This window comes from Micrococcus sp. SL257, assembly GCF_026625585.1.
In the GTDB taxonomy this organism is placed as follows: domain Bacteria; phylum Actinomycetota; class Actinomycetes; order Actinomycetales; family Micrococcaceae; genus Micrococcus; species Micrococcus luteus.
Genome location: NZ_CP113053.1, coordinates 1,227,607 through 1,249,039, shown reverse-complemented (window position 1 = coordinate 1,249,039; position 21,433 = coordinate 1,227,607). Strand labels below are relative to the sequence as shown.

The following is a 21,433-nucleotide window of genomic DNA, read 5'->3' as shown; positions in this document are numbered from 1 at the left end:
CACCGGCCTGATCGCGGGATCCCGGCCGGACGGACGCACAGGAGGGGAATCCATGGAGCGCTCGACATCACCGGCCGGCCCGGCCCCGAACCGTCCGGTCGACGCGGCGGACGCCGTCGGCCTCACCGTCCTGCTTCTGGCCGGACCCGGCCTGCTCGCCTGTGCCGCGGCGCTGCTGCAGACGGGCCCCAGCGCGCCGGCGGCGGAACTGACCCGCGTGCTGGGCCTCGGTGCCGGTCTCGCGGGGCTCGGACTGCTCGCGTGGTGGGCGGTGGGCCTGATCGGGCTGGCGCTCGTCGCGCTGGGGCGCCGTGCGGGTCGGCCGGCCTGGGCCCGCCTGGGCCGGAGCCTCACTCCCGCCCTGCTCGGACGCGTGGCCGGCGCCATCGTCGGTGCCCAGCTGCTCGCGGCGCCGGCCGCGTGGGCGGACGCGGCTCATCCCGTGCCGGACGCCTCCTGGACCGTGGCCGCGTCCCCCGCGCACGCCATCGGCGTCGAGGCCCCGGCGCCGGACGCCGCGTGGACGCCCCGGCCCCCGGCGCCGGCCCCGCCGGGCGCCGGCACCGGCCGTGCGGATCCGGATCACCCCACCGTCACCGTCCGGCGCGGCGACTGCCTGTGGCACCTCGCCGCCGCCGAGCTCGGCCCGGACGCGACCCCCCGAGAGATCGACGCCCGGTGGCGCCGCTGGTACGAGGCCAACCGGCGGGTGATCGGCGACGATCCACACCTGCTGCTGCCCGGCACCGTGCTGACCTCCCCCGTGTTCGCCCCGCACGCCGGCGTGGACGGACCACGGCCATGACATCCACGACCCTGCACTCCCCCGCTTCGCCTCGTCCTCAGGAGACCGCCATGACCGCCCTCGCCACCCGCCCCCGCACCGCGTCCGCCCGGCGCACCGCCGACACCCTCCTCCACGGGCCCGCCCACAGCCCCGCGGTCCTGCCCCGCGGTGAGGAGATCGCCCGGCGGGCCCGCACCGAACAGGGGCGCGAGGAGCTGCGCCGCGTCCGCTCGCTCGCCGCCGTGATCGCCGTCGCCTGCGTCGAGGTAGAGACGGGCCGCCGTGCCCTGCGGGACCTCTCCGCCTGGCTCTCGCCCGAGGTCCTGGACAAGTTGACCCGTCGCATGGAGCTGCTGGGCGCCGTCGCGCCGACCGGGCCCGGTCGACGGCCCTCCGCGGCCGTCCCGCCCCGGACGCCCGCGTCCGCACCCCGCCCGGTGGGTGCCCGCGTGTGCGAGGTCGCGCCCGGCCGGGTGGAGGCCAGCGCGACGGTGCTGTGGGAGGGCCGGGCCCGGGCCTTCGCGCTCCGACTCGAGCGGCGGCTCAGCCGGTGGAAGGTGACGTCGGTCGAGATCGGCTGAGCCGGATCGCCCCGTCGGACTGACGATCGAGGGCCCGGAGACCTGGAGGTCTGCGGGCCCTCGTGCTGCGTCGTGGCGGGATGCCGGTCAGCCGCGGCGGCCGCGGCGCTCCGCCTGACGGCGGGAGCGGCGGTTCGTGCCCGCCGCGACCGTGGCGCCGGAGTCCGTGCCACTGCGGGTGACCGCGCTCTGCCCGTCCTCGGACGGACCGGTGAAACGCAGCTGCGCCGGCTGCTGCGGGGCGTCGATGCCCTCCACGGAGATCTGCGGTGCCATCGTCACGGCGCGGGCGTCCTTGACGCCGGGCAGAGACGTCGGCGCGGGGGCCGCACTGATCTGCGCCTGGAACAGCGTGCGCACGGCGTCCTCGCGGATGGCGGCGAGCATGTTCTGGAACATCGTGTAGCCCTCGCGCTGGTACTCCACGAGGGGCTCGCGCTGGGCCATCGCGCGCAGCCCGATGCCCTCCTTGAGGTAGTCCATCTCGTAGAGATGCTCCTGCCAGCGGCGCCCGATGGTGGCGAGCACCACGCGACGCTCCGCCTCGCGCAGTGCCTCGGATCCCACCTGCGCCTCCCGGTCCTCGTACGCCAGGAGCGCATCGGAGACGAGTTCGCGCTTGAGGACCTCGGCTTTGAGCCGGCCCCGGCCGCCGACCTCGTCGAGGACGTCCTCCTGCGAGATGCCCACGGGGTAGAGCTCTGCCAGGTCCCGCCACAGCTGGTCGAGGTCCCAGTCGGTGGCGTGGCCCTCCTCGGTGGCCGCGTCCACGATGTTCCCGACGGCGTCCTCCACGAAGCGGCGCACCCGGTCCTGCAGGTCCTCCCCCTCGAGGATGGAACGGCGGTCCGTGTAGATGGCCTCGCGCTGGCGGTTCATCACGTCGTCGTACTTGAGCACGTTCTTGCGCTGCTCGGCGTTGCGCCCCTCGACCTGCGCCTGCGCGTTCTGGATCGCCTTCGAGACGAAGCCGAACTCGAGCGCCATGTCGTCCGGGATCGACGGGCTGTTCATGATCCGCTGGGCCACGCCCGGGTTGAAGTTGCGCATGAGCTCGTCCGTGAGGGAGAGGTAGAACCGGGACTCGCCCGGGTCGCCCTGACGGCCGGAACGACCGCGCAGCTGGTTGTCGATGCGGCGCGAGTCGTGCCGCTCGGTGCCCACCACGTACAGGCCACCGGCCTCGATGACCGCACGGTGCGCGTCCTCCACGGCGGCCTCGGCCTGCGCCAGCACCTCGGGCCAGCGGGCCTCGTACGCCTCCGGGTCCTCGGCGGCGTCGAGGCCCAGTTCCTGCATGCGGGCCACCGCCGTGAACTCGGCGTTGCCGCCGAGCATGATGTCGGTGCCGCGGCCGGCCATGTTGGTGGCCACGGTGACGGCGCCCGGGCGGCCCGCCTGCGCCACGATGGCGGCCTCGCGAGCGTGGTTCTTCGCGTTCAGGACCTCGTGGCGGACGCCGCGCTTGGCCAGCAGCGTGGAGAGGTACTCGGACTTCTCCACCGAGGTGGTGCCCACCAGGACCGGCTGGCCCTTCGCGTGCCGCTCGGCGATGTCGTCGACGACGGCGTCGAACTTGACCTTCTCGTTCTTGTACACCACGTCGTTGCGGTCCACGCGCTGTCGCTCCCGGTTCGGCGGGATCACGACGACGCCGAGGCCGTAGGTCGACGTGAACTCGGCGGCCTCCGTCTCGGCGGTGCCCGTCATGCCGGCGAGCTTCTCGTAGCCACGGAAGTAGTTCTGCAGGGTCACCGTGGCCAGCGTCTGGTTCTCGGGCTTGACCTCGACGCCCTCCTTGGCCTCGATGGCCTGGTGGAGCCCCTCGTTGTAGCGGCGTCCCTTGAGCACGCGGCCCGTGTGCTCGTCGACGATCTGCACCTCGCCGTCGAGGACCACGTAGTCCTTGTCCCGCTTGAACAGCTCCTTGGCCTTGACCGCGTTGTTCAGGAACTGGATGAGCGTGGTGTTCTGCGTCTCGTACAGGTTCGTGATGCCGAGGTGGTCCTCGACCTTCTCGATGCCGGGGCCGAGGATGCCGACGGTGCGCTTCTTGTGGTCCACCTCGTAGTCCGTGTCCGCCTCGAGGCGGCGCACCAACCGGGCGAACTCGCCGTACCACCGGTTGGCCTCTCCCTGGGCGGGGCCGGAGATGATCAGCGGGGTGCGGGCCTCGTCGATGAGGATCGAGTCCACCTCGTCGACGATCGCGTAGTGGTGCTCACGCTGCACGAGCTCGTCGAGGGACCAGGCCATGTTGTCCCGGAGGAAGTCGAAGCCGAACTCGTTGTTCGTGCCGTAGGTGATGTCCGCGGCGTACTGCTCGCGGCGTACGGCCGGGGTCTGGCCCGCCACGATGACGCCCGTCTGCATGCCGAGGAAGCGGAACACGCGGCCCATGAGGTCGGCCTGGTAGGAGGCGAGGAAGTCGTTGACCGTCACCACGTGCACGCCCCTGCCGGACAGCGCGTTGAGGTAGGCCGGGGCGGTGGCCACGAGGGTCTTGCCCTCGCCGGTCTTCATCTCCGCGATGTTGCCCTGGTGCAGCGCGATGCCGCCGAGCAGCTGGACGTCGTAGTGCCGCTGGCCGAGCGTGCGTCCCGCGGCCTCCCGGACCGCGGCGAACGCCTCCGGCAGGAGCAGGTCCAACGACTCGCCGTCCGCATGCCGGGCCCGGAGCGCATCCGTCTCGGCACGCAGCTCCGCATCGCTGAGTGCCCGGAAGTCGTCCTCGAGGAGGTTCACGGCGTCCACCGTGGCCTGCATGCGCTTGAGGACGCGGTTGTCCGAGATCTTCAGGACGCGGTCGATGATCGAAGGCACTGGTTCTCTGCTCCCTTGCGGTGTGGCCGGGGCGGGACGGGATGCCCCTCGCGCTCGGCCGTGGCGCGGTCTCCGGGACAGTGTACGGGCCGAGTCCGGACGGGCCGCGGCGCCCGTCCCGGAGGGGACGGGCGCCGCGGCGTCAGCAGGTCGTGGTCGACGTCGGCGGGGCGGTCAGTCCTCGCGCGCCTGGTAGGCCCGCTCCCCCTCGGAGGCGGAGACGTGATCCTGCGGGAGGGACTCGTCCAGGCGGATCACGCCGTAGCTCCAGCCCCGGCGGCGGTAGACCACGGAGGGCACGCCGGTCTCGGCGTTCTGGAAGAGGAAGAAGTCATGGCCCACCAGCTCCATCGCGTCCACGGCCTCGTCCACGCTCATGGGGGTCGCGGGGAACGCCTTCTGACGGATGCGCACCGGGGTGCCCACCTCGGGGGCGTCCTGCTCGGCGGCCTCCTCCGCGGCCAGCGCGGCACCCGACGGCGGCAGCGGCGGCACGAATCCGACCTCGCCCGCGCCGCGGGAGGCGCCGAGCTTGCCGTGACGGCGGTCCTTGCGGCGGTCGCGCATGCGCCGCAGGCGCTCGGCCAGTCGGGTGGCGGCCTGGTCGAAGGCGACCAGCTTGTCGTCCGCGTCGGCCTCGGCCCGCACGACGTCCCGCGGGCCACGGACCGTCAGTTCCACGCGGACCGTCTCGTCCGAGTGCTTGTGGTGGGAGGACTTCGTCACGCGGACCTCGAGCGTGTCGGCGCCCTCGGCGAGCGGCTGGAGGCGCTCGGTGCGCTCGACGACGTGGTCGCGGAAGCTCTCCGGGAGCCTGAGGTTGCGGGCGATGTAGCTGACATCCATGGTCATGGCGTCCTCCTGGTCCGACTCTCACGGGTCCGGCCTCGGGAGGGGAGGTGCGCCTCGGTGTCGCGTCCGCAGGGCGGCGGCGGGTCCGAGGGTGCGACCTCCTTCCAACCGTCGGCAGGACGGGAACCGTAGGGGCGATTCCGTGCCGTTCACCCTACCCGGGGGCCTGGCCGGGGGCCAGGCTCGGCGGGGTCCCGCGGCGGGGCCACGGCCGCGAGCACGACGGCCCCGACGGGGTGCCCGCCGGCGCGGCGCACCGCCTCCGCTAGCGCGGCGAGGGTGGCGCCGGTGGTGAGGACGTCGTCCACGAGCAGGACGGGCGCGCCGGCCGGCAGCCGCCCGGCGACGACGCGCCAGTCCCGGGCCCGCCGGCGGCGCTGGCCCGCCCCGGCGCCCGCGTGGGACGGGCCGCCGCCCCGGAGCGTGCTCGCGCGGGGCAGCAGGCGCGCACGGACGGCGTCGGAGACCAGCCACGGCGCCGGCAGCGCCCGGGTGAGCTCGGCGAGCGGGTCGTAGCCACGCCGTCGGAATCCGGCCGCGCCGCCCGGGACCGGGACGAGCAGGGCGTGCGGCGCCCCGGGCAGGTCCGGCTCGAGGCGCGCCGCGGCGACGGCCCGGCACAGGGCCTCGCCCAGCACGCCGCGCAGGTGCAGCGCGTGATGGTCCTTGAACGCGAGCACGGCGGCCGCCAGCGGGTCTGCGTAGCGCCCGGCCGCCATCACCGGCAGGGGAGCGCCGCCGGGGCCCAAGGGTAAGGCCGGGGCGTCCTGCTCCGCCCGGAAGGGCCGGGACAGGACGGCGGTCAGTCCCTCCGCGCAGGCCGGGCAGAGCCGGTGACCCGGCGCGGCGCACACCGCGCACTCGGCGGGCAGGACCAGGTCGGCCAGGGCCCGACCGAGGGTGCCGAACACCGACGGCGGGGACGGGGAGGACGGCGGGGAACGCATGCAACGAGTCCACCGCACGCCGCCGCCGTCCGGGCGCCGGGGCGAGCCGCTGTGCGGGCCGGGGCGGCTGTGCAGGAGTGGACGACGGGGCGGCGGGCGCGAGCTCGGCTCAGTCCGGGAACGAGAGGTCGCGCACCCCGCGGTCGAGCTCCTGCGCCCGCCACGAGGAGCCCACCAGCAGGAACACGAGCTCCTCCGTCTCCGCGTAGTAGGCGCCGTCGTCACCGGCGGAGATCCCCCGCAGACCGCCCAGCGGGTTGAGCTCCCGGACGGTGCCGTCGATCGAGACGATCCGCGGCACCACGCGCTCGTCGGGCTTCTCGGCGTACGCCGAGACGAGCAGGTTCGTGTCTCCGGCCCACTCCACCGAGTCCTCGGAGCCGGAGGAGGGCAGCAGGATCGGCTCGGTCAGGGCGTTCGGCACCCCGTCCGAGCCGCGCACGACGCCGGACACGCGCAGGGTGGTCCGCTGGCCGTCGTCGACGAGCATCGCGGCCTGGGCCCCGCTCCGCGACAACCGCAGGTCGACGATCCGCTCGCCGGGCCGCAGCCAGGTGGCCGTCACGATGCGCTCCTGCCCGCCGGGCTGGGCCGGGACGGCGCGGATCCGCGAGGTCGTCTCCCTGTCGGCCGCCCACACCCAGCCCAGGAGGTCCAGTGACGGGACGGTGAGCCCGGTGCCGCGCAGCATCTCCCGCAGGGTGCCGTCCGTGCCGGCGACGTGGACCGCCGTCCGGTCACGGGTGACGAACACGAAGCGGCTGCGGTCGCCGGACATGGTCGGGCGGACCGGATCGAGCGCGGTGACGTCCGGGGCGCCGCCCACCGGCGTGACGCTGGTCCCCTGCACGTACACGAGTCCGCCCGTCGCCGTGTCGATGCCCACCTGGACTGAGCCGACGGCGGGGTCGGTCTGGACCGGGGCGGGGCCGTCGTCTCCCGACGTGGACAGCTGGGCGCCGGCGACGGTCACCTCGACCTCCTTGACCGATTGGAGGCCCGTCAGGGTCAGCTCCAGCTGCTCCCGCATGCGGTGCCGCCGGTCGGCGTCGGCCCCCTCGGCGGCCGCCTGGGTGAGGTCGACGTGGGCCACGCCGTCGTCGTCGACGGGCACCGTGGGCGCGGCCAGGTCGGTGCCGGTGCGCAGCGGGAAGGCCGTGTCCACCGCCCCGGCCAGATACGGTGCCGGCCCGCGCAGGAGCGCTCGCGTCACCGCGGTCACGGTGGTGCCCCGATTGACGAACCACCGCACGTCCGGCACGACGTAGCGCTTCGCGGTGTCGTAGAAGGCGAGCTCGTGCGGGGCGAACAGCTGTCCGAACTGCGCCTGGGAGAGCAGCGTGCCGTTCTCCGTGGACGTGATCCGCATGCCCTGCGGCCGTTCCTGCACCGTGACCGCCCAGGCCCGCGTGGTCCCCGGCGGCACGATGGTCCGCAGGCCGTACTCGTCGATCTCCGAGTCGACCTCGACCTGGATCTGGTAGTCCCCGGCGCCGTCGCCCCGGGTGATGCGCGGCTCCGCCGAGTACACGAGGGTGCGCTGCCCGGGCGTCCACTGGGTGGCCGCGGGCCCGTCGAGGAACTCGCGCGCCACCGCGTAGTCGTCCTGCGGGCTCGTGCCCGCGAGCAGGAAGCCCCGGATGGCCTCCTCCGCCGTGTCCGACTCGGCCGGTCCCGGCGGATGGAACTGCGGCGCGTCGGCGTCTGCGGTGGCCCCGTCGACCGGGTCCGCGCTGCGCACCTCGGAGCTCTGGGGGATCTGAGTGCAGCCGCTGAGGGCGAGCATCAGGGCGACGATCACGCCGACGACGGCGAGCCGCGGCGGGCGGGGCGACTGCGGATCCACGGTGGTCATCGGGCCTCCTCGGCCGGGTCATCGCCGGTCGGGTCCCCGGGGGCCGACCCGTGGGCGGGATCCTCCGCAGGGACCACGCGCACCGGCCTGGTCGGTGCGGTCAGGGCCTGCTCGGCCTGGCGCGCGGACGGCGGGGCCGCCGTGGCGACGTCCGCGACCGTGCCGACGGCGTCGGCGTCCGCCTCCTGCGGGACGGGCCGGGACAGGTCATCGGCGTACCGGCGGTCCGCCGTGCTGTAGCGGGGCGGAATGGGCAGCACGGAGCGGCCGATCGGCTCAGGGGCCTCGGCGCCCTGCACGGCCGGGCGCGGCGCCCGCGGCAGGGTCACCATGAAGGTGGACCCCTCCCCCAGCTCGCCCCACGCCTCGAGCCGACCGCCGTGCAGCCGGGTGTCCTCGGTGGCGATCGCCAGACCCAGTCCGGACCCGCCGGTGGTGCGCTTGCGTGAGGGGTCGGCGCGCCAGAACCGGTCGAACACGCGCTGCACCTGCTCGGGGCTCATGCCGATGCCGTGGTCCACGACCGCGAACGTGACGGCCTCCTCGTCGGCCGCCACGAGCACGTCCACCGGCCGGCCCTCGGCGTGCTCGATCGCGTTGTTCACCAGGTTGCGCAGGATCCGTTCGATCCGCCGCGGGTCGACGTGGGCGACGTGGCCGTCGGCGCGGTCCCGGTCCATGGGCACCATGTACACGGGCACGCCGATCTGATCGGCCAGCGGCTGAGAGGTGAGCACGACGTCGCGGGCCAGCTCGAGCATGTCCGTGGCCTCGAGGGCCGGGGTGGCGGCGCCGGCGTCGAACCGGGTGATCTCCAGCAGGTCCGCGAGCATGGCCTGGAAGCGGTCGACCTGGTGGTAGAGCAGCTCGGTCGAGCGTCGGCTGACCGGGTCGAAGTCCTCGCGTGAGCCGTACAGCACGTCGGCCGCCATCCGCACGGTCGTCAGCGGCGTGCGCAGCTCATGGGAGACGTCCGAGACGAACCGCTGCTGCATCTGGGACAGCTGGGCGAGTTGGCCGATCTGGTCCTGGATGCTGTCCGCCATCCGGTTGAAGGACATGCCCAGGCGGGCCATCTCGTCCTCACCGTCGACCGGCATCCGCACCGCCAGGTTGCCGCTCGAGAGGGACTCGGCCGCCCGGGCCGCCTGCTGCACGGGCAGGGTCACATGCCGCGAGACCCACCACGAGACCAGCACGTTGATCACCAGGAAGCCGACGCCGAACACCAGCAGCACCCCGAGCACCGAGTCGAGCGAGCTCTGGACGTCCGCGAGGTCGTAGACGAGGTAGAGCCCGTAGGTGGCACCCGGGGGCAGCACCACCTGGGCGCCGAACACGAGGCCGGGCCGGGTGCCGCCGCCGGGGTTCGGCAGCGCCACGCTCGCGTCGTACACGCCCGGCCCGGAGGCGACCGCGTCCTGCAGCTCCTGGGGGATCACCGCGGGATCGAGCCCGGCGGAGGAGATCGTCCCCACGTACGCGGACTCGGAGTCCGGCAGCGGGGCGAGGTGGTAGCGGCGGCGGATCGTCGTGCCGGAGTCGCCTTCGAGGGCGCGCAGGGTCTGGGTCACCAGCACGTCCGTGCTCTGCGCGTCCGTGGCGGTGGTCTGCGCGAACGTCTCGCGCACCTGGCTCAGGCCACGGCGTGCCTCGGACTGGACCTGCTCGTAGCGGGCCTCGAAGAGGGCCTGGGTGATCTGCTGCGTGAGGAACGCGGCGACCACGAGGCCCGCGAGGATCGAGAGCAGGGCCGCGAGCACCGCCGTGCGCAGCCGCAGGGACCGACGCCACCGGCGGCGCAGCGCACGCCACGCGGGGCCGGGGCCCCACGACCGTGGGCGGGCGGCGGCGGGCTCGACCGGCTCGGCACCGGACTCGGCCGCCGGGGCCGCGCTCACATCCGGGCCGGACACGGTCATGCGCTCAGCCCTGGCCGGCCTTGTACCCGACGCCGCGGACGGTCAGCACGACGCACGGGTTCTCGGGATCCGGCTCGACCTTGGAGCGCAGGCGCTGGACGTGGACGTTCACGAGCCGGGTGTCGGCCTGGTGCCGGTAGCCCCAGACCTCCTCCAGGAGCATCTCGCGAGTGAAGACGTGGCGCGGCCGCCGGGCGAGGGCCACGAGGAGGTCGAACTCCAGCGGGGTGAGGGCGATGCCGACGCCGGCGCGGGTGACCTGGTGGCCCGCCACGTCGATCTCGAGGTCCCCGATGTGCAGGACCTCCGCCGGCTTGGCCTCCCCCTCACGCAGGCGCGCCCGGACGCGAGCCACGAGCTCGGCGGGCTTGAACGGCTTGGGCACGTAGTCGTCCGCACCCGACTCGAGGCCGCGCACCACATCCGCCGTGTCCGACTTGGCCGTGAGCATCACGATCGGCACGTCCGACTCGGCTCGGATGAGCTTGCAGACCTCGATGCCGTCGATGCCGGGGAGCATGAGGTCCAGCAGCACCAGATCGGGGCGCTCGCGGTGGAACGCGGGCAGTGCGGAGGTGCCGTCTGCGGCGAACGTCGGCTCGAAGCCGTCGTTGCGCAGGACGATGCCGATCATCTCGGCCAGCGCCTCGTCGTCGTCCACCACCAGGATCTTGGCCTTGCCCATCCTGACCTCCTCGTCAGCGCTCCCCCCGGCGCCGCGGGCGGGACCGGCCCCGGGCACAGGAAATTTTCAGGATCAGCCCGATGATACCCGCCGGGCGGGCCCGTCCCCGGCGGACGACGCCGGAGGTCGCCCCGGTCTGTCGGGGCGCCGGCTCAGCCGCGCAGCTCGGCGAGCCGTGCGGTCAGCTCCTCCGCGTCCCGCCGCAGAGTGCGGAGCACGGCGGGGTCGTGCGACCCCGCCGCCGTGAGGCCGACGTCGCCCACGCGTCCGGGGTCCACCCCCAGCCGTTCCCACGTGCGGACGACGTCGACCGGACGCACGCCCGGCTCGGGGGCCAGCGTCAGCCCGCGCCCGATGTCGGCCCAGCCGGCCGCCGCCTCCCACGCCTCGCGGGTGCCGGGCGTGCCGTCCGCGCCGTCGTCGAGGGCGCCCACGCCCACCACGAGGGAGACCGGGGCCGGGACGGGCGCGTCCGCGGCTGCGTCGGGCCTGGGCAGGGACTCTCCCGTCAGCGTCGCCAGCGCGGCGGGCCCGGGCAGCTCGGCCCCCGGGGAGGCGGCGCGGCGGCCCGGTGCGAGCCACACCCGGGCGACGTCGGGCAGGGCGGTGAGCCCGTCGAGGGCGGCGCGCCACAGCCCGCGGGCCTCCTCGCGCGGCAGCGACCGGACGGTGCGGTACCCGCTCGCGGTGGGCAGGGTCCCGGCGAGGACGGCCGCCGCCCACGGCTCGTCGACGACGACGCCGAGGCGTCCCGCGCCGGTGGCCCTCCGGAGGCGGGGCAGGGCGTCCTGCAGTCCCTCGAGATAGGACTCGGCGACGTCGCGGCGCGCGCCGTGGTCGCCGAGGACGCGCTCTCCCCCGGGCAGCCAGAGGCCGGCGAGCAGGCTGAGCGGGCCGCGCACCCGCACGGCCAGACGTTCGACGACGGCGCCCTCGGCCCCCGCGGTGTCCGCCCAGCGGTGCGCGTCCTCGTGCCAGAGGGAGACGGCGCGGCGTCGGTCACGGCCGGAGCCGGCGGCCCCGGGCGGGCTGACCCGCCAGCCGTGCGGCTGCAGGTCGACGGCCAGCTCCTGCAGGAGGGCGGCCGAGCGGCCGGTGGCGTCGGCGCCGGGTCCGCGATCGGGCAGCTCGGGGAGCACCGGCCAGTGGTCCGCGCCGAGTTCGCCGAGCGTGACGAGCTGCGCCTCGGCGACGTCGGTGCCGCGCCACGGCGTGCCGCCGAGGGCGACGGGGCCGGTGGCGCCGTCGTCGTGGGCGGCCTCAGTCATCCGCGTCCCCGGGGCTCTCCCCCGGCTCCGCCTCGGCGTCCGGCCGGCCCTCGGCCGCCAGCGCGCGGTGGTGGCGGATGACCTCGGCGATGATGAAGTTCAGGAACTTCTCGGCGAACGCGGGCTCGAGGTCCGCCTCGAGCGCGAGCCGGTGCAGCCGCGCGATCTGGGCGGCCTCACGCCCGGGGTCCGAGGGCGGCAGGTCGTGCCGGGCCTTGAGCGCGCCGACCCGCTGCGTGAACTTGAACCGCTCGGCCAGCAGGTAGACGAGCGAGGCGTCGATGTTGTCGATGCTGCCGCGGATCGCGAAGAGCTCGTCGAGGACCGCCGGGTCCGCGGTGCCGGGCAGCGAGCTGGCGTGGGGGTCGTAGTCCGGGCTCATGGCCGAAGCCTACGCATCCGCGGGGGCGGACAGCCGGGCATTGCGGGCGGTGTCGATGGTGGCCTGGCCGAGCACGCGGGTGCCTCGGTACAGGACGGCCGTCTGACCGGGAGCCACCCCGCGCAGGGGGCGCGCCGGCTCGATCTCCCACCCCGGGTGCCCCGCCGCGTCCGCGCGCTGGCGGGCGCGGGCCTCGACGATCTCGCCGTGGGCCCGGAACTGCAGCGCGCAGTCGAACCAGGCGCCCGTGCGGGCTTCGGGCACCGGGGCGCCGGCCCAGGACGGGCGGATGCCGGTGATGCGGTCGACGTCGAGCAGCTCGCGCCCGCCGACGACCACGGTGTTCTCCTTCGGCCGCACCTCGAGCACGAACCGGGGCTTGCCGTCGGGCGCGGGACGGCCGATGGCCAGGCCCTTGCGCTGGCCGACCGTGAACGCCTGGGCGCCCGCGTGGGTGCCGAGCTCCTGCCCCTCCGGGTCGACGATGGGGCCGGGGGCGAGGTCGATGCGCTCGGCGAGCCAGCCGCGGGTGTCGCCGTCCGGGATGAAGCAGATGTCGTGGGAGTCCGGCTTCGCCGCCACGGACAGGCCGCGCTCGGCCGCCTCGGCGCGCACGAGCTCCTTGGACGGCGTGTCCGCGAGCGGGAAGAGGCAGTGGGCGAGCTGATCCGCGGTGAGCACGCCGAGCACGTAGGACTGGTCCTTCGCGTCGTCCGCGGCGCGGTGCAGCTCCAGCGAGCCGTCCGGACCGGGCCGCACGGCGGCGTAGTGGCCGGTGCAGACGGCGTCGAAGCCCAGCTCGAGGGCGCGCTCGAGCAGCGCCGCGAACTTGATGCGCTCGTTGCAGCGCATGCACGGGTTGGGCGTGCGGCCGGCCTCGTACTCGGCCACGAAGTCGTCCACGACGTCCTCCGCGAACCGCTCGGAGAAGTCCCACGTGTAGAAGGGGATGCCGAGCCGCTCGCACGCGCGCCACGCGTCCGAGGCGTCCTCGATGGTGCAGCAGCCACGCGAGCCGGTGCGCAGGGTGCCGGGCATGCGGGACAGGGCCAGGTGGACGCCGACGACGTCGTGCCCGGCGTCCACGGCACGCGCCGCGGCGACGGCGGAGTCGACTCCCCCGGACATGGCGGCCAGGACCTTCACGGGCGGACTCCTCTCTCGACGACGGACGGGCGGGCGGGCGGGCGGGCGGTCCAGTCTAGACGCCCGGCCCCAGCAGCGTCCGCAGCGCGTCGATGAGCGCGGCCGCCTCGGCCGGCGTCGTCGTCCGGCCGAGGGTGAACCGCTGGGTGGCCCGTGCGTCGGCCTCCGTCCGCCCCGGCAGGGCCGCGACCACGTGCGACGGCTCGGCCACCCCGGCGGTGCACGCCGACCCGGACGAGGTGTCCAGTCCGGCCATGTCGAAGGAGAACAGCAGCGCGTCCGCCGTCCGGCCCGGCACGGTGATGTGGACGTTGCCGGGCAGTCGGCGCGTCCCCGGCGGCAGCGGCTCCCCCGTCGCCGGGTCGAGGTCCCGCGGCCCGGTCAGGCGCACCCCGTCCAGGGCGTCGACGGCGGCGATCACCTCGTCCCGCAGCCCGCCCAGGCGGGCGGCCTCGGCGGGCTGCTCCGCGACGGCCTCCGCCACGGTGGCCGCCAGCGCGGCGGCCAGGGCCACCGACACCGTGCCCGAGCGCAGGCGGCGTTCCTGGCCGCCGCCGTGCACGACGGCCTCCAGCGTGACGTCCCGGCGCACGAGCAGGGCGCCGACCCCCACGGGGGCGCCGACCTTGTGCCCCGAGACGGCCAGGGTCGCGGCCCCGGACGCGGCGAAGTCCACGGGCACCGCCCCGAGGGCCTGGACGGCGTCGGTGTGCAACGGGACCCCGTGGTCGGCCGCGAGCCGGGCGGCCTCCGCGACGGGCTGGACCGTGCCGATCTCGTTGTTGGCCCACATCAGCGTGGCCAGGGCGGTCCGCTCGGGCGCGGCCGCCAGCGCGGCCCCCCATGCGGCGAGGTCGACCCGCCCGTCGTCGTCGACCGGGACGAGCACCGGCTCGGCGCCCTCGTGCGCGGCGAGCCAGTCCACCACGTCGAGGACCGCGTGGTGCTCGATGCCGGTCAGCACGATCCGGGTGCGCTCCGGCGCGGCCGCGCGGCGGGCCCGGTACAGCCCCTGGACGGCGAGGTTGTCCGCCTCGGTGCCCCCGGACGTGAGGATCACCTCGGAGGGGTGCGCCCCGAGCGCCGCGGCGATGCGCTCCCGCGCCTCCTCGAGGTGCAGCTTGGCCCGGCGGCCGGAGGCGTGGAGGGAGGCCGGGTTGCCCGGCAGCGCGGCCGCCTCGGCCAGGGCCGCGAGCGCGGTGGGGCGCACCGTCGTGGTGGCGGCGTGGTCCAGGTGCACGCGGTCCGGGGTGGTCACCCGGCCAGTCTAGGAGCCGCGCCGGATGTGCCCGGATCAGTCCCGGGCGAGGAACCGCTCGACGTCGCGGGTCGGGCCCACCAGGAGGATCGTGTCCTCGGGCTCGAGGACGTAGTGACTCGGCGGGTAGAGCCACGTGCCGCGGCTGCGGACCGCGACCACGCGCATGCCCCGCTCCCCCGCGAGCCCGGTGGCTCGCAGGTCCCTGCCCAGCAGGCGCGACGGCGGCGCGGCCCGGACCATGGCCAGGCCCGGCTCGACCTCGACGAAGTCCTGGAAGGACGTGCTGACCAGGTGCGCCACGCGGCGGCCCATGTCCCGCTCCGGGTGGACCACGTGCTCCACGCCGAGCTGACGCAGGATCTCGCCGTGGCGGTCGTCATTGGCCTTGGCCCAGAGCTGGTGCGTCCCGAACCGCCGCATCAGCGAGACGGTGAGGATCGAGTCGGCGAGGTCGCCGCCGATGGCGACGACGACGTGGTCCATCTCGTGGACCGAGAGCTGGCGCATCGCCTCCTCGTCCGTGCTGTCCGCGCGGACGACGTGGGTCAGCCGGCCGTTGAGCGCCTGGACGGCCTCGGCATCGGCGTCGACCCCCAGCACGTGGCAGTCGGACTCCATGAGCTCGCGGGCGACCCCTGAGCCGAACCGGCCGAGCCCGAGGACGGCCACGGTGGGGCGGTCGCCCCGGCGGGGGGCGAACAGGGAACGGGTGAGGTCAGCCAATGAGGGGCCTCTCCTTCGGGTACTCGAAGTGGCGGGTGCGGTCGGTCAGGGCCAGGCTGCCGGCGACGGTGGCGGGGCCGATGCGGCCGACGAACATGAGGAGCATCAGGATGCCCTGCGCGGCCGGCGGCAGCTGGGCGGTGATGCCGGTGGACAGGCCCACCGTGCTGAACGCGGACACGCACTCGAACAGGATCTGGTCGGTCGTGAACGAGGACAGGCCCATGAGCGCCATCGTGGCGACGGCGATCGCGGTCGCGGAGAGCATGATCACGGTGATCGCCTCGCGGTGCGTGGTCCGGGAGAGCCGGCGGCCGAACGCATGGACGGCGCCCTCCCCCCGGATCTCCGCGAGCACGATGAACAGCAGGACGCTCGCCGTCGTGATCTTCACGCCCGAGGCGGTGCCGGCGGGGCCGCCGCCGATGAACATGAGCACGTCGGTGGCGAAGAGCGTCACGGGGTGCATCTGCCCGTAGTCCAGGGTGTTGAAGCCGGCGGTGCGGGTCGTGACGGACTGGAAGAACGCCGCGAGCACGCGCGAGGCCGGGTCCAGACCGCCCAGGGTCCGCGGGTTGGACCACTCGAGGACGAGGTACATGAGCGTGCCGCCCACCAGCAGCACCGCGGTGCCCACGAGCACGAGCCGGACCGTGAGGTTCCACCGCTCGGGTCGGCGCAGGTCTCGCCGCAGGGTCAGCACGACCGGCAGGCCCAGGCCGCCCAAGATGATCGCCGCCGCGATCGGCAGGCAGATGAACGGGTCCGAGACGAAGCCCATGAGGTTGTCGCTGAACAGCGCGAACCCGGCGTTGTTGAATGCGGAGACCGCGTGGAAGACCCCCTGCCACAGTGCCTGGCCCGGGGACATTCCCGCGCCCAGCCAGAAGCGCAGGCTCAGCAGCAGCGCCACCGAGGCCTCGACGGCCGTGGAGTACAGGATCAGGGCCCGCAGCACCCGGGGCAGGTCCCCGATCCCCTCGGCCCGGGTGGAGGCCGCGGCGTCGAGGCGCTGGGTGAGGCCGAGCCGCCGGAGGATCACCAGCCCCAGCAGCGACGTGAACGTCATGACGCCCAGGCCACCGAGCTTGATGAGCGTGAGGATCACGAGCTGACCCAGGGGTGTCCAGAACGTCTGGGTGTCCACGACGCCGAGGCCCGTCACCGTGGTGGCGCTGGTCGCCGTGAACGCGGCCTCCAGCGGGGTGGGCGCGCGGCCCTGATACGAGGCGGGCAGCAGCAGTGCGCCGGTGCCCGTCACGATGGCGACGAGGAAGGACCCGACCACGAGCTGGGTCGGACGGATGCGGGGCCGGCGCGGGCCGACCCGCGGCGACGAGGTAAATGTCACGGGAGGGAAACATAGTCCTTCCGGGGCGCACTGTCACCGTGCGGCGCCGGTGGTTGAATGGCCGGGTGCCGACCCCCTCCGTCCCGCTCGTCCACCCGGTGCACCGGTTCGCCCACCACGAGATCGACTTCCGCCGCCGGATCGTCACGATGGCCGTGGTCAACCGCACCCCGGACTCCTTCTATGACGACGGCGCCGGCGCCGTCCTCGAGGACGCCCTCGCCCAGGCCCACGCCGCGGCGGACGCCGGAGCCGAGTGGGTCGACGTCGGCGGCGTGCCGTTCGCGCCCGGGGCGGAGCTCGACCCGGCCGAGGAGGCGGCGCGGGTGGTCCCCCTGATCGCGGCCCTGCGGAGCGGGGACGGGGCCGGGTCGTCCGAGGCGTCACGCCGGCTGATCCTCTCGGCGGACACGTTCCAGCCGGCCGTGGCCGAGGCGGCCCTGGCCGCGGGGGCGGACGTCGTCAACGACACCACGGGGCTGTTCCACGCGGACCTGGGCCGGGTGGTGGCCGCCGCGGGCGCGCACCTCGTGGTCACCCACTCCCTCGCCCACGTGCGCGGACCCCGGGCCGTGGTCCCCCGGCCGACCTATGGCGACGTCGTCACGGAGGTCCGCGACCACCTGCGGCGCACCGTCGACCGGGCCGTGGCGCTCGGCGTCCCCGAGGAGAGGATCGTCGTGGACCCCGGCCACGATCTGAACAAGAACACCCGGCACACCCTCGAGATCACGCGGCGGCTGGACGAGATCGCCGCCCTGGGGCTGCCCGTGCTGGCCGCGGTCTCGAACAAGGACTTCATCGGCGAGAGCCTGGACCGGCACCGGCACGAGCGCCTGCCCGGCTCGCTGGCCGCGGCTGCGGCCTGCGTGTACGGCGGCGCCCGGATCCTGCGCATGCACGACGCCGACGCCTCCGTCTCGGCGGCCCGCATGCTCGAGTGCGTGTTCGGGTGGCGTCAGCCGGCGCGCCTGGTCCACAACATGGGCGCGGAGAACCCGCCGCCGGACCGCAGCACCCTGGCCGGACACCGCGCCCACCGCGGGGGGCGGGCATGAGACGGCTGACCGAGACCGGCCCCGAGCTGGACGACGACGCCCTCCGCGCCGCCCTCGCCGCGCCCCCGGCCGAGGACACCGGCCCCGGACCCTGGGTCCGCGTCGTGTTCATCGCCTCCGCCGACGGCGCGGCCACCCTGGACGGCCGTGCCGGCGGGCTCGGCTCCCCCGCCGATCAGCGGCTGCTGTCCCTGTCCCGGCACGACGCCGACGTCGTCCTCGTGGGGGCCGGGACCATCCGCGCCGAAGGCTACGAGGGACCGCTCCTCTCCGAGGAGGACCGGCGTCGACGCGCGGCGGCCGACCGGCCTGCCGACCCGCCCGTGGCCGTGGTCAGCGGCAGCCTGGACCTGGACCCGGAGTCCGCGTTCTTCACGGCCGCCCCGGTCCGCCCCTGGATCCTCACGTCCCGGGCTGCCCTCGCGGCCGAGCCGGAGCGGGCGGCGGCGCTGGCCGCGCGCGCGGACGTGCTGGCGGTCGGCGAGGAGCACGTGGACCCCCAGACCGTGGTGGCGACCCTGCACGCGCGCGGCGCCCGCGTCGTCCACTGCGAGGGCGGACCGCGCCTGTTCGGCAGCCTCGCGGCGGCCGGCCTCGTGGACGAGGTGCACCTCACCGTGGCGCCGCTGCTGGCCGGACCCGCCGCCGGCCGCGTCCTGACAGGCGAGGACGGCCCCGGCTTCCCCGCCCGGCTGCAGCTGGTCCAGGTGCTCCACGACGACGGCATGCTGTTCCTGCGCCTGCACCACGAGCGGCGCGCCTCCCCCGGCCCGGACGCCACGCCGTGAGCGCGGCCGAGGAGCACCGCACCGCCTACGAGGTCCTGGGCGTGCCCCGCGACGCGACCGCCGAGGAGGTCCGGCGGGCCTACCGCCGCGCGGCCCGGGCCGCGCACCCCGACGTCGGTGGCGACCCCGCCGCCTTCCGGGCCGTGACGCGGGCGTGGGACCTGCTCGGCGACGCCGAGGCCCGGCGCCGGTACGACCTCTCGCTGCCCGACCCGGACGTCGGTGCCCGCGGCCCCCACGCGACGGCCGGATCAGGGCGGGCGAGACCGTCGGGACGGTCCGGACCCGGCGGACGTGCCGCCCGCCCCGTGCGCTACGAGCCCCCGCCCGGCGAGGCGGAGACGGACCCGACCGTGCTGGACCTGCCGCGATCGAGCCAACGCGTCCACGGGGCGCCGCGGCCGCGCGGGATCCTGCCGGACGAGCACCGGGTGCTGCGGCAGGCCCGCACCCTCGACGTGCTGCTGCGCCACGTGGCGGACGCGCTGCCGGCCGCCCGGGTCCTGACCGGGCTGCGGCTGGGCGGGCGCTGGGGACGGCACCTCGACGTGGACCACGCGGTGCTGTGCGGCCATCGCCTGGCGCTGATCGGCTCCGTCATGGTCCCGGAAGGGACCTACACCTGGGACGGGGCGGACCTGCGCTCCCGGGGCCGTCCCGTGGCCCCGCCGCTGCTCGGCCCCGCGATGATGGCGTGGCAGCAGGCCCTGCCCCAAGTCACCGTCGGCGGATTCGTGCACGTGATGACGGACCGCGACGCGCGGCACGCACCCGTGATCCGCCACACGCGCGGCGCCGACGCACCGGAGGCGCAGGCCGACCTGCTCACCGCCCCGCCCGCGCCCGGGATCGCGTTCGCGCGCGAGGTCGCGCTCTTCCTGGGCACCGGCACGGACCCGGATCTCGTGGACCGGCGCGCGCTCGGCGCGCTGGTCGGCCGGCTCCACTGAGGCACGTCCCCGCCCGGCGGCGCCCCACTAGGCTGGGCGCGTGCCCGACTCCCCCACCCCACCCCGCCCGAACCCGCACGAGGGCGCCGACCGCGCCCCGGCGCCCGGCACCCCCGGCTTCCGGATCCTGCTGCTCACCCCGGAGATCCCCGGCAACACCGGCAACGCGATCCGGCTCGCCGCCCTCACGGGGGCCGAGCTGCACCTCGTGGAGCCGCTGGGCTTCGGGTTCGAGGACGCCCACCTGCGCCGCGCCGGTCTGGACTACCACGACCTCGCGGTGGTGACGGTGCACCCGGACCTCGACGCTGCGCTCGCGGCCCTCGCCCCCGCCCGTGTGCTGGCCTTCACCGCGCGCGGGTCCGTGCGGCACGACCGGGTCGCCTACCGGCCCGGCGACGTGCTGCTCTTCGGCCGCGAGTCCACCGGCCTGCCCGAGGAGGTGCTGACCGATCCGCGGGTCACCGAGACCGTCTGCCTGCCCATGCAGCCGGCCCGTCGGTCCCTGAACCTGGCGAACGCCGTCTCCATCGCCGTGTACGAGGCCTGGCGCCAGCACGACTTCGCCGGGTCCGCTGCCCGCCCCGATTCCCTAGACTGAGGCCACCATGCAGACTCCTGACGCGTCCGAGCCCCACGCCGACCGCCCCGATGACGCCGGCCAGCCCGCCCTGGACACCCTCCTGCGCCGCAGCGCCGAGGGTGACCGGGCCGCGTTCTCCGCGTTCTACGACGCCACGGTCCCGTGGGTGCACGGCCTGGCCGAAGCGATGTTCGGCCCCGGCGACGACGCCGCCGCGGCCACGGTCCGCACCTACCTGACGGCATGGGAGGAGGCCTCCGAGGCCGGGCTCGACCTGAGCGAGCGTGACGACGCGACCCACCGCGAGCGCCAGGTGTTCACGTGGCTCGAGGTCCTCGCCCACCGCGTGATGACCTCGCTGCGCCGCGCCGGCGGCTCCGCGGCGGAACGTGGGCGTCGTCCCGGCCCGGCCGGGCCCGCGCCGTTGCCCGAGGACCTCGTCGACCGCGTGGCCCCGGACGCCTACGAGGCCGTGCGACTGGCGTGGCTGGGCGGCTGCACCGACCGGGAGGTCGCCGATCGGCTGGGTCTGCCGGCCGACCAGGCCCGCACCCTCCTGCGTGACGGCGTGCGGCAGGTCGTGGCGGCCCGCCGCGACCTCACGCAGGACGCCGCCCGGCCGTCCGCGCCGGCCCCGGCGACCGGCCCGGCACTCGGCGCGGACGTGCGCGAGGACGTGGACGCCGGCCGCGCACTCGAGCTGGCCGACCTCTCGGCCGTGCACGCCCTCGACACGGCCGGGCACACCGCGGCCTTCTCCGCCGTGCAGCGGCGGGGCGGCGAGCTGGCCCTGTGGCGCTCCCGGGTGGACGGTGCGCGCCAGGCGGTGGCCTGGGCGTTCCGGTCCGTGACGGCCGAGCCGCCGTCGGCCCTGCTCGACGAGGTCCTGCGTCGCCTGCCCGCCCAGGACGTGGGCATGGACCTGATCGGCGACGAGTCCGCCCCCGCCGGCCCGCCGCGGGACCGCCTGCGCTGGCTCAAGGTGACCGCCCTCCTGCTGCTCGCGGCCCTCGTGCTCGGCGTCGGCGGGTGGACGGTGTGGAGTCAGTTCACGCGGCCGGGCATCGTGCACCGCATCGACCAGTCGAAGGACCTGTTCACGACCTCGGAGTACCCGGCCCAGGACGGCGGCACGGTCCAGGCGTTCCTGTCCCGGGAGCAGAACAGCGGCTACCTGACGATCAGCGGGATGCCCCAGCTGCCGGAGGGTCAGTCCTACCAGCTGTGGCTCTACCCCTCGGACGGCACGGCCCCGGCCTCGCTCGGCACGTTCGACGCCAACGGCTTCGGCGAGCCCGTCACCTTCCGGGGGCTGGACCGCTTCGCGGCGATGGGCATCTCCGTGGAGCCCAGCTCGGGCTCGGAGGTGCCGACGTCGGAGCCCGTCGTCGGCGTGGACCTCGACCCCACCGCGCAGACCGGCCCGCGCTACGGCGGTCGGCCGAGCACCAACTGAGATCCCCCGCAGGGG

At 75.2% G+C, this 21,433-nt stretch carries 19 protein-coding genes; 7 read left to right on the top strand and 12 right to left on the bottom strand.

Annotation, left to right across the window (positions count from 1 at the left end; all coding sequences use genetic code 11):
• Positions 1 to 52 precede the first annotated feature (52 nt).
• Positions 53 to 805, top strand: coding sequence for a LysM peptidoglycan-binding domain-containing protein (locus tag OVA32_RS05870; RefSeq protein ID WP_063189507.1), 753 nt, complete (start codon positions 53 to 55; stop codon positions 803 to 805).
• Positions 806 to 855: 50 nt separating this feature from the next.
• Complete coding sequence (locus tag OVA32_RS05865) at positions 856 to 1,368, top strand: Rv3235 family protein (protein WP_063189509.1); 513 nt, start codon at positions 856 to 858, stop codon at positions 1,366 to 1,368.
• A gap of 87 nt (positions 1,369 to 1,455) precedes the next feature.
• Here OVA32_RS05865 and secA read toward each other — a convergent pair whose 3' ends face one another.
• The 12 genes from secA to OVA32_RS05805 all read right to left on the bottom strand — a co-directional run bounded on the left by secA (position 1,456) and on the right by OVA32_RS05805 (position 16,583).
• Positions 1,456 to 4,191, bottom strand: a complete 2,736-nt coding sequence (secA, locus tag OVA32_RS05860; RefSeq protein ID WP_069942064.1) for a preprotein translocase subunit SecA — start codon at positions 4,189 to 4,191, stop codon at positions 1,456 to 1,458.
• 174 nt (positions 4,192 to 4,365) lie between these two features.
• Entirely contained in the window at positions 4,366 to 5,043 is a 678-nt protein-coding gene (hpf, locus tag OVA32_RS05855; RefSeq protein WP_060973936.1) for a ribosome hibernation-promoting factor, HPF/YfiA family, read from the bottom strand.
• A 149-nt stretch (positions 5,044 to 5,192) separates the two neighbouring features.
• Entirely contained in the window at positions 5,193 to 5,990 is a 798-nt protein-coding gene (locus OVA32_RS05850) for a ComF family protein (protein WP_073117108.1), read from the bottom strand.
• A 109-nt stretch (positions 5,991 to 6,099) separates the two neighbouring features.
• Positions 6,100 to 7,845 carry an LpqB family beta-propeller domain-containing protein gene (locus OVA32_RS05845; protein ID WP_073117107.1) on the bottom strand — a complete coding sequence of 582 codons (1,746 nt, stop codon included), beginning with the start codon at positions 7,843 to 7,845 and terminating at the stop codon, positions 6,100 to 6,102.
• Positions 7,842 to 9,767: an MtrAB system histidine kinase MtrB gene (gene mtrB / locus OVA32_RS05840; RefSeq protein WP_073117105.1), complete on the bottom strand. Its 1,926-nt coding sequence runs from the start codon at positions 9,765 to 9,767 to the stop codon at positions 7,842 to 7,844. Before mtrB ends, OVA32_RS05845 begins: the two co-directional genes overlap by 4 nt.
• Positions 9,768 to 9,771: 4 nt before the next feature.
• Entirely contained in the window at positions 9,772 to 10,452 is a 681-nt protein-coding gene (gene mtrA / locus OVA32_RS05835; protein ID WP_060974204.1) for an MtrAB system response regulator MtrA, read from the bottom strand.
• A gap of 152 nt (positions 10,453 to 10,604) precedes the next feature.
• Entirely contained in the window at positions 10,605 to 11,720 is a 1,116-nt protein-coding gene (locus OVA32_RS05830) for a hypothetical protein (RefSeq protein WP_101967790.1), read from the bottom strand.
• Positions 11,713 to 12,102, bottom strand: a complete 390-nt coding sequence (locus OVA32_RS05825; RefSeq protein ID WP_060974202.1) for a chorismate mutase — start codon at positions 12,100 to 12,102, stop codon at positions 11,713 to 11,715. Before OVA32_RS05825 ends, OVA32_RS05830 begins: the two co-directional genes overlap by 8 nt.
• A gap of 9 nt (positions 12,103 to 12,111) precedes the next feature.
• Positions 12,112 to 13,248, bottom strand: a complete 1,137-nt coding sequence (mnmA, locus tag OVA32_RS05820) for a tRNA 2-thiouridine(34) synthase MnmA (RefSeq protein ID WP_036315990.1) — start codon at positions 13,246 to 13,248, stop codon at positions 12,112 to 12,114.
• 55 nt (positions 13,249 to 13,303) lie between these two features.
• Positions 13,304 to 14,506, bottom strand: coding sequence for a cysteine desulfurase family protein (locus OVA32_RS05815; protein ID WP_073117103.1), 1,203 nt, complete (start codon positions 14,504 to 14,506; stop codon positions 13,304 to 13,306).
• A gap of 36 nt (positions 14,507 to 14,542) precedes the next feature.
• Positions 14,543 to 15,232 carry a potassium channel family protein gene (locus tag OVA32_RS05810; protein WP_061867007.1) on the bottom strand — a complete coding sequence of 230 codons (690 nt, stop codon included), beginning with the start codon at positions 15,230 to 15,232 and terminating at the stop codon, positions 14,543 to 14,545.
• Complete coding sequence (locus tag OVA32_RS05805) at positions 15,225 to 16,583, bottom strand: TrkH family potassium uptake protein (protein ID WP_162833775.1); 1,359 nt, start codon at positions 16,581 to 16,583, stop codon at positions 15,225 to 15,227. The genes OVA32_RS05810 and OVA32_RS05805 overlap by 8 nt, the downstream gene beginning before the upstream one ends.
• A 65-nt stretch (positions 16,584 to 16,648) precedes the next feature.
• Between OVA32_RS05805 and folP the strand changes: the two genes are divergently transcribed.
• Genes folP through OVA32_RS05780 form a run of 5 tightly spaced genes read left to right on the top strand, consistent with a single transcriptional unit; the run spans position 16,649 to position 21,418 of the window.
• Entirely contained in the window at positions 16,649 to 17,641 is a 993-nt protein-coding gene (gene folP / locus OVA32_RS05800) for a dihydropteroate synthase (RefSeq protein ID WP_061867008.1), read from the top strand.
• Positions 17,638 to 18,429 (top strand): dihydrofolate reductase family protein, encoded by a 792-nt coding sequence (locus tag OVA32_RS05795; protein ID WP_061867009.1) that lies wholly within the window; start codon positions 17,638 to 17,640, stop codon positions 18,427 to 18,429. Before folP ends, OVA32_RS05795 begins: the two co-directional genes overlap by 4 nt.
• Positions 18,426 to 19,379, top strand: a complete 954-nt coding sequence (locus OVA32_RS05790; protein WP_061867010.1) for a J domain-containing protein — start codon at positions 18,426 to 18,428, stop codon at positions 19,377 to 19,379. The genes OVA32_RS05795 and OVA32_RS05790 overlap by 4 nt, the downstream gene beginning before the upstream one ends.
• Before the next feature lie 40 nt (positions 19,380 to 19,419).
• Positions 19,420 to 19,980, top strand: a complete 561-nt coding sequence (locus tag OVA32_RS05785; protein ID WP_044659766.1) for a tRNA (cytidine(34)-2'-O)-methyltransferase — start codon at positions 19,420 to 19,422, stop codon at positions 19,978 to 19,980.
• A gap of 7 nt (positions 19,981 to 19,987) precedes the next feature.
• Entirely contained in the window at positions 19,988 to 21,418 is a 1,431-nt protein-coding gene (locus OVA32_RS05780) for an anti-sigma factor domain-containing protein (protein WP_041105211.1), read from the top strand.
• Positions 21,419 to 21,433 lie beyond the last annotated feature (15 nt).

Excerpts from the sequence above, each read along its gene's own strand:
- OVA32_RS05870 (WP_063189507.1), top strand. The coding sequence starts at position 53 with ATGGAGCGCTCGACATCACCGGCCGGCCCGGCCCCGAACCGTCCGGTC.
- OVA32_RS05865 (WP_063189509.1), top strand. The coding sequence starts at position 856 with ATGACCGCCCTCGCCACCCGCCCCCGCACCGCGTCCGCCCGGCGCACC.
- hpf (WP_060973936.1), bottom strand. The coding sequence starts at position 5,043 with ATGACCATGGATGTCAGCTACATCGCCCGCAACCTCAGGCTCCCGGAG.
- OVA32_RS05850 (WP_073117108.1), bottom strand. The coding sequence starts at position 5,990 with ATGCGTTCCCCGCCGTCCTCCCCGTCCCCGCCGTCGGTGTTCGGCACC.
- OVA32_RS05845 (WP_073117107.1), bottom strand. The coding sequence starts at position 7,845 with ATGACCACCGTGGATCCGCAGTCGCCCCGCCCGCCGCGGCTCGCCGTC.
- mtrB (WP_073117105.1), bottom strand. The coding sequence starts at position 9,767 with ATGACCGTGTCCGGCCCGGATGTGAGCGCGGCCCCGGCGGCCGAGTCC.
- mtrA (WP_060974204.1), bottom strand. The coding sequence starts at position 10,452 with ATGGGCAAGGCCAAGATCCTGGTGGTGGACGACGACGAGGCGCTGGCC.
- OVA32_RS05830 (WP_101967790.1), bottom strand. The coding sequence starts at position 11,720 with ATGACTGAGGCCGCCCACGACGACGGCGCCACCGGCCCCGTCGCCCTC.
- OVA32_RS05825 (WP_060974202.1), bottom strand. The coding sequence starts at position 12,102 with ATGAGCCCGGACTACGACCCCCACGCCAGCTCGCTGCCCGGCACCGCG.
- OVA32_RS05795 (WP_061867009.1), top strand. The coding sequence starts at position 17,638 with ATGAGACGGCTGACCGAGACCGGCCCCGAGCTGGACGACGACGCCCTC.
- OVA32_RS05780 (WP_041105211.1), top strand. The coding sequence starts at position 19,988 with ATGCAGACTCCTGACGCGTCCGAGCCCCACGCCGACCGCCCCGATGAC.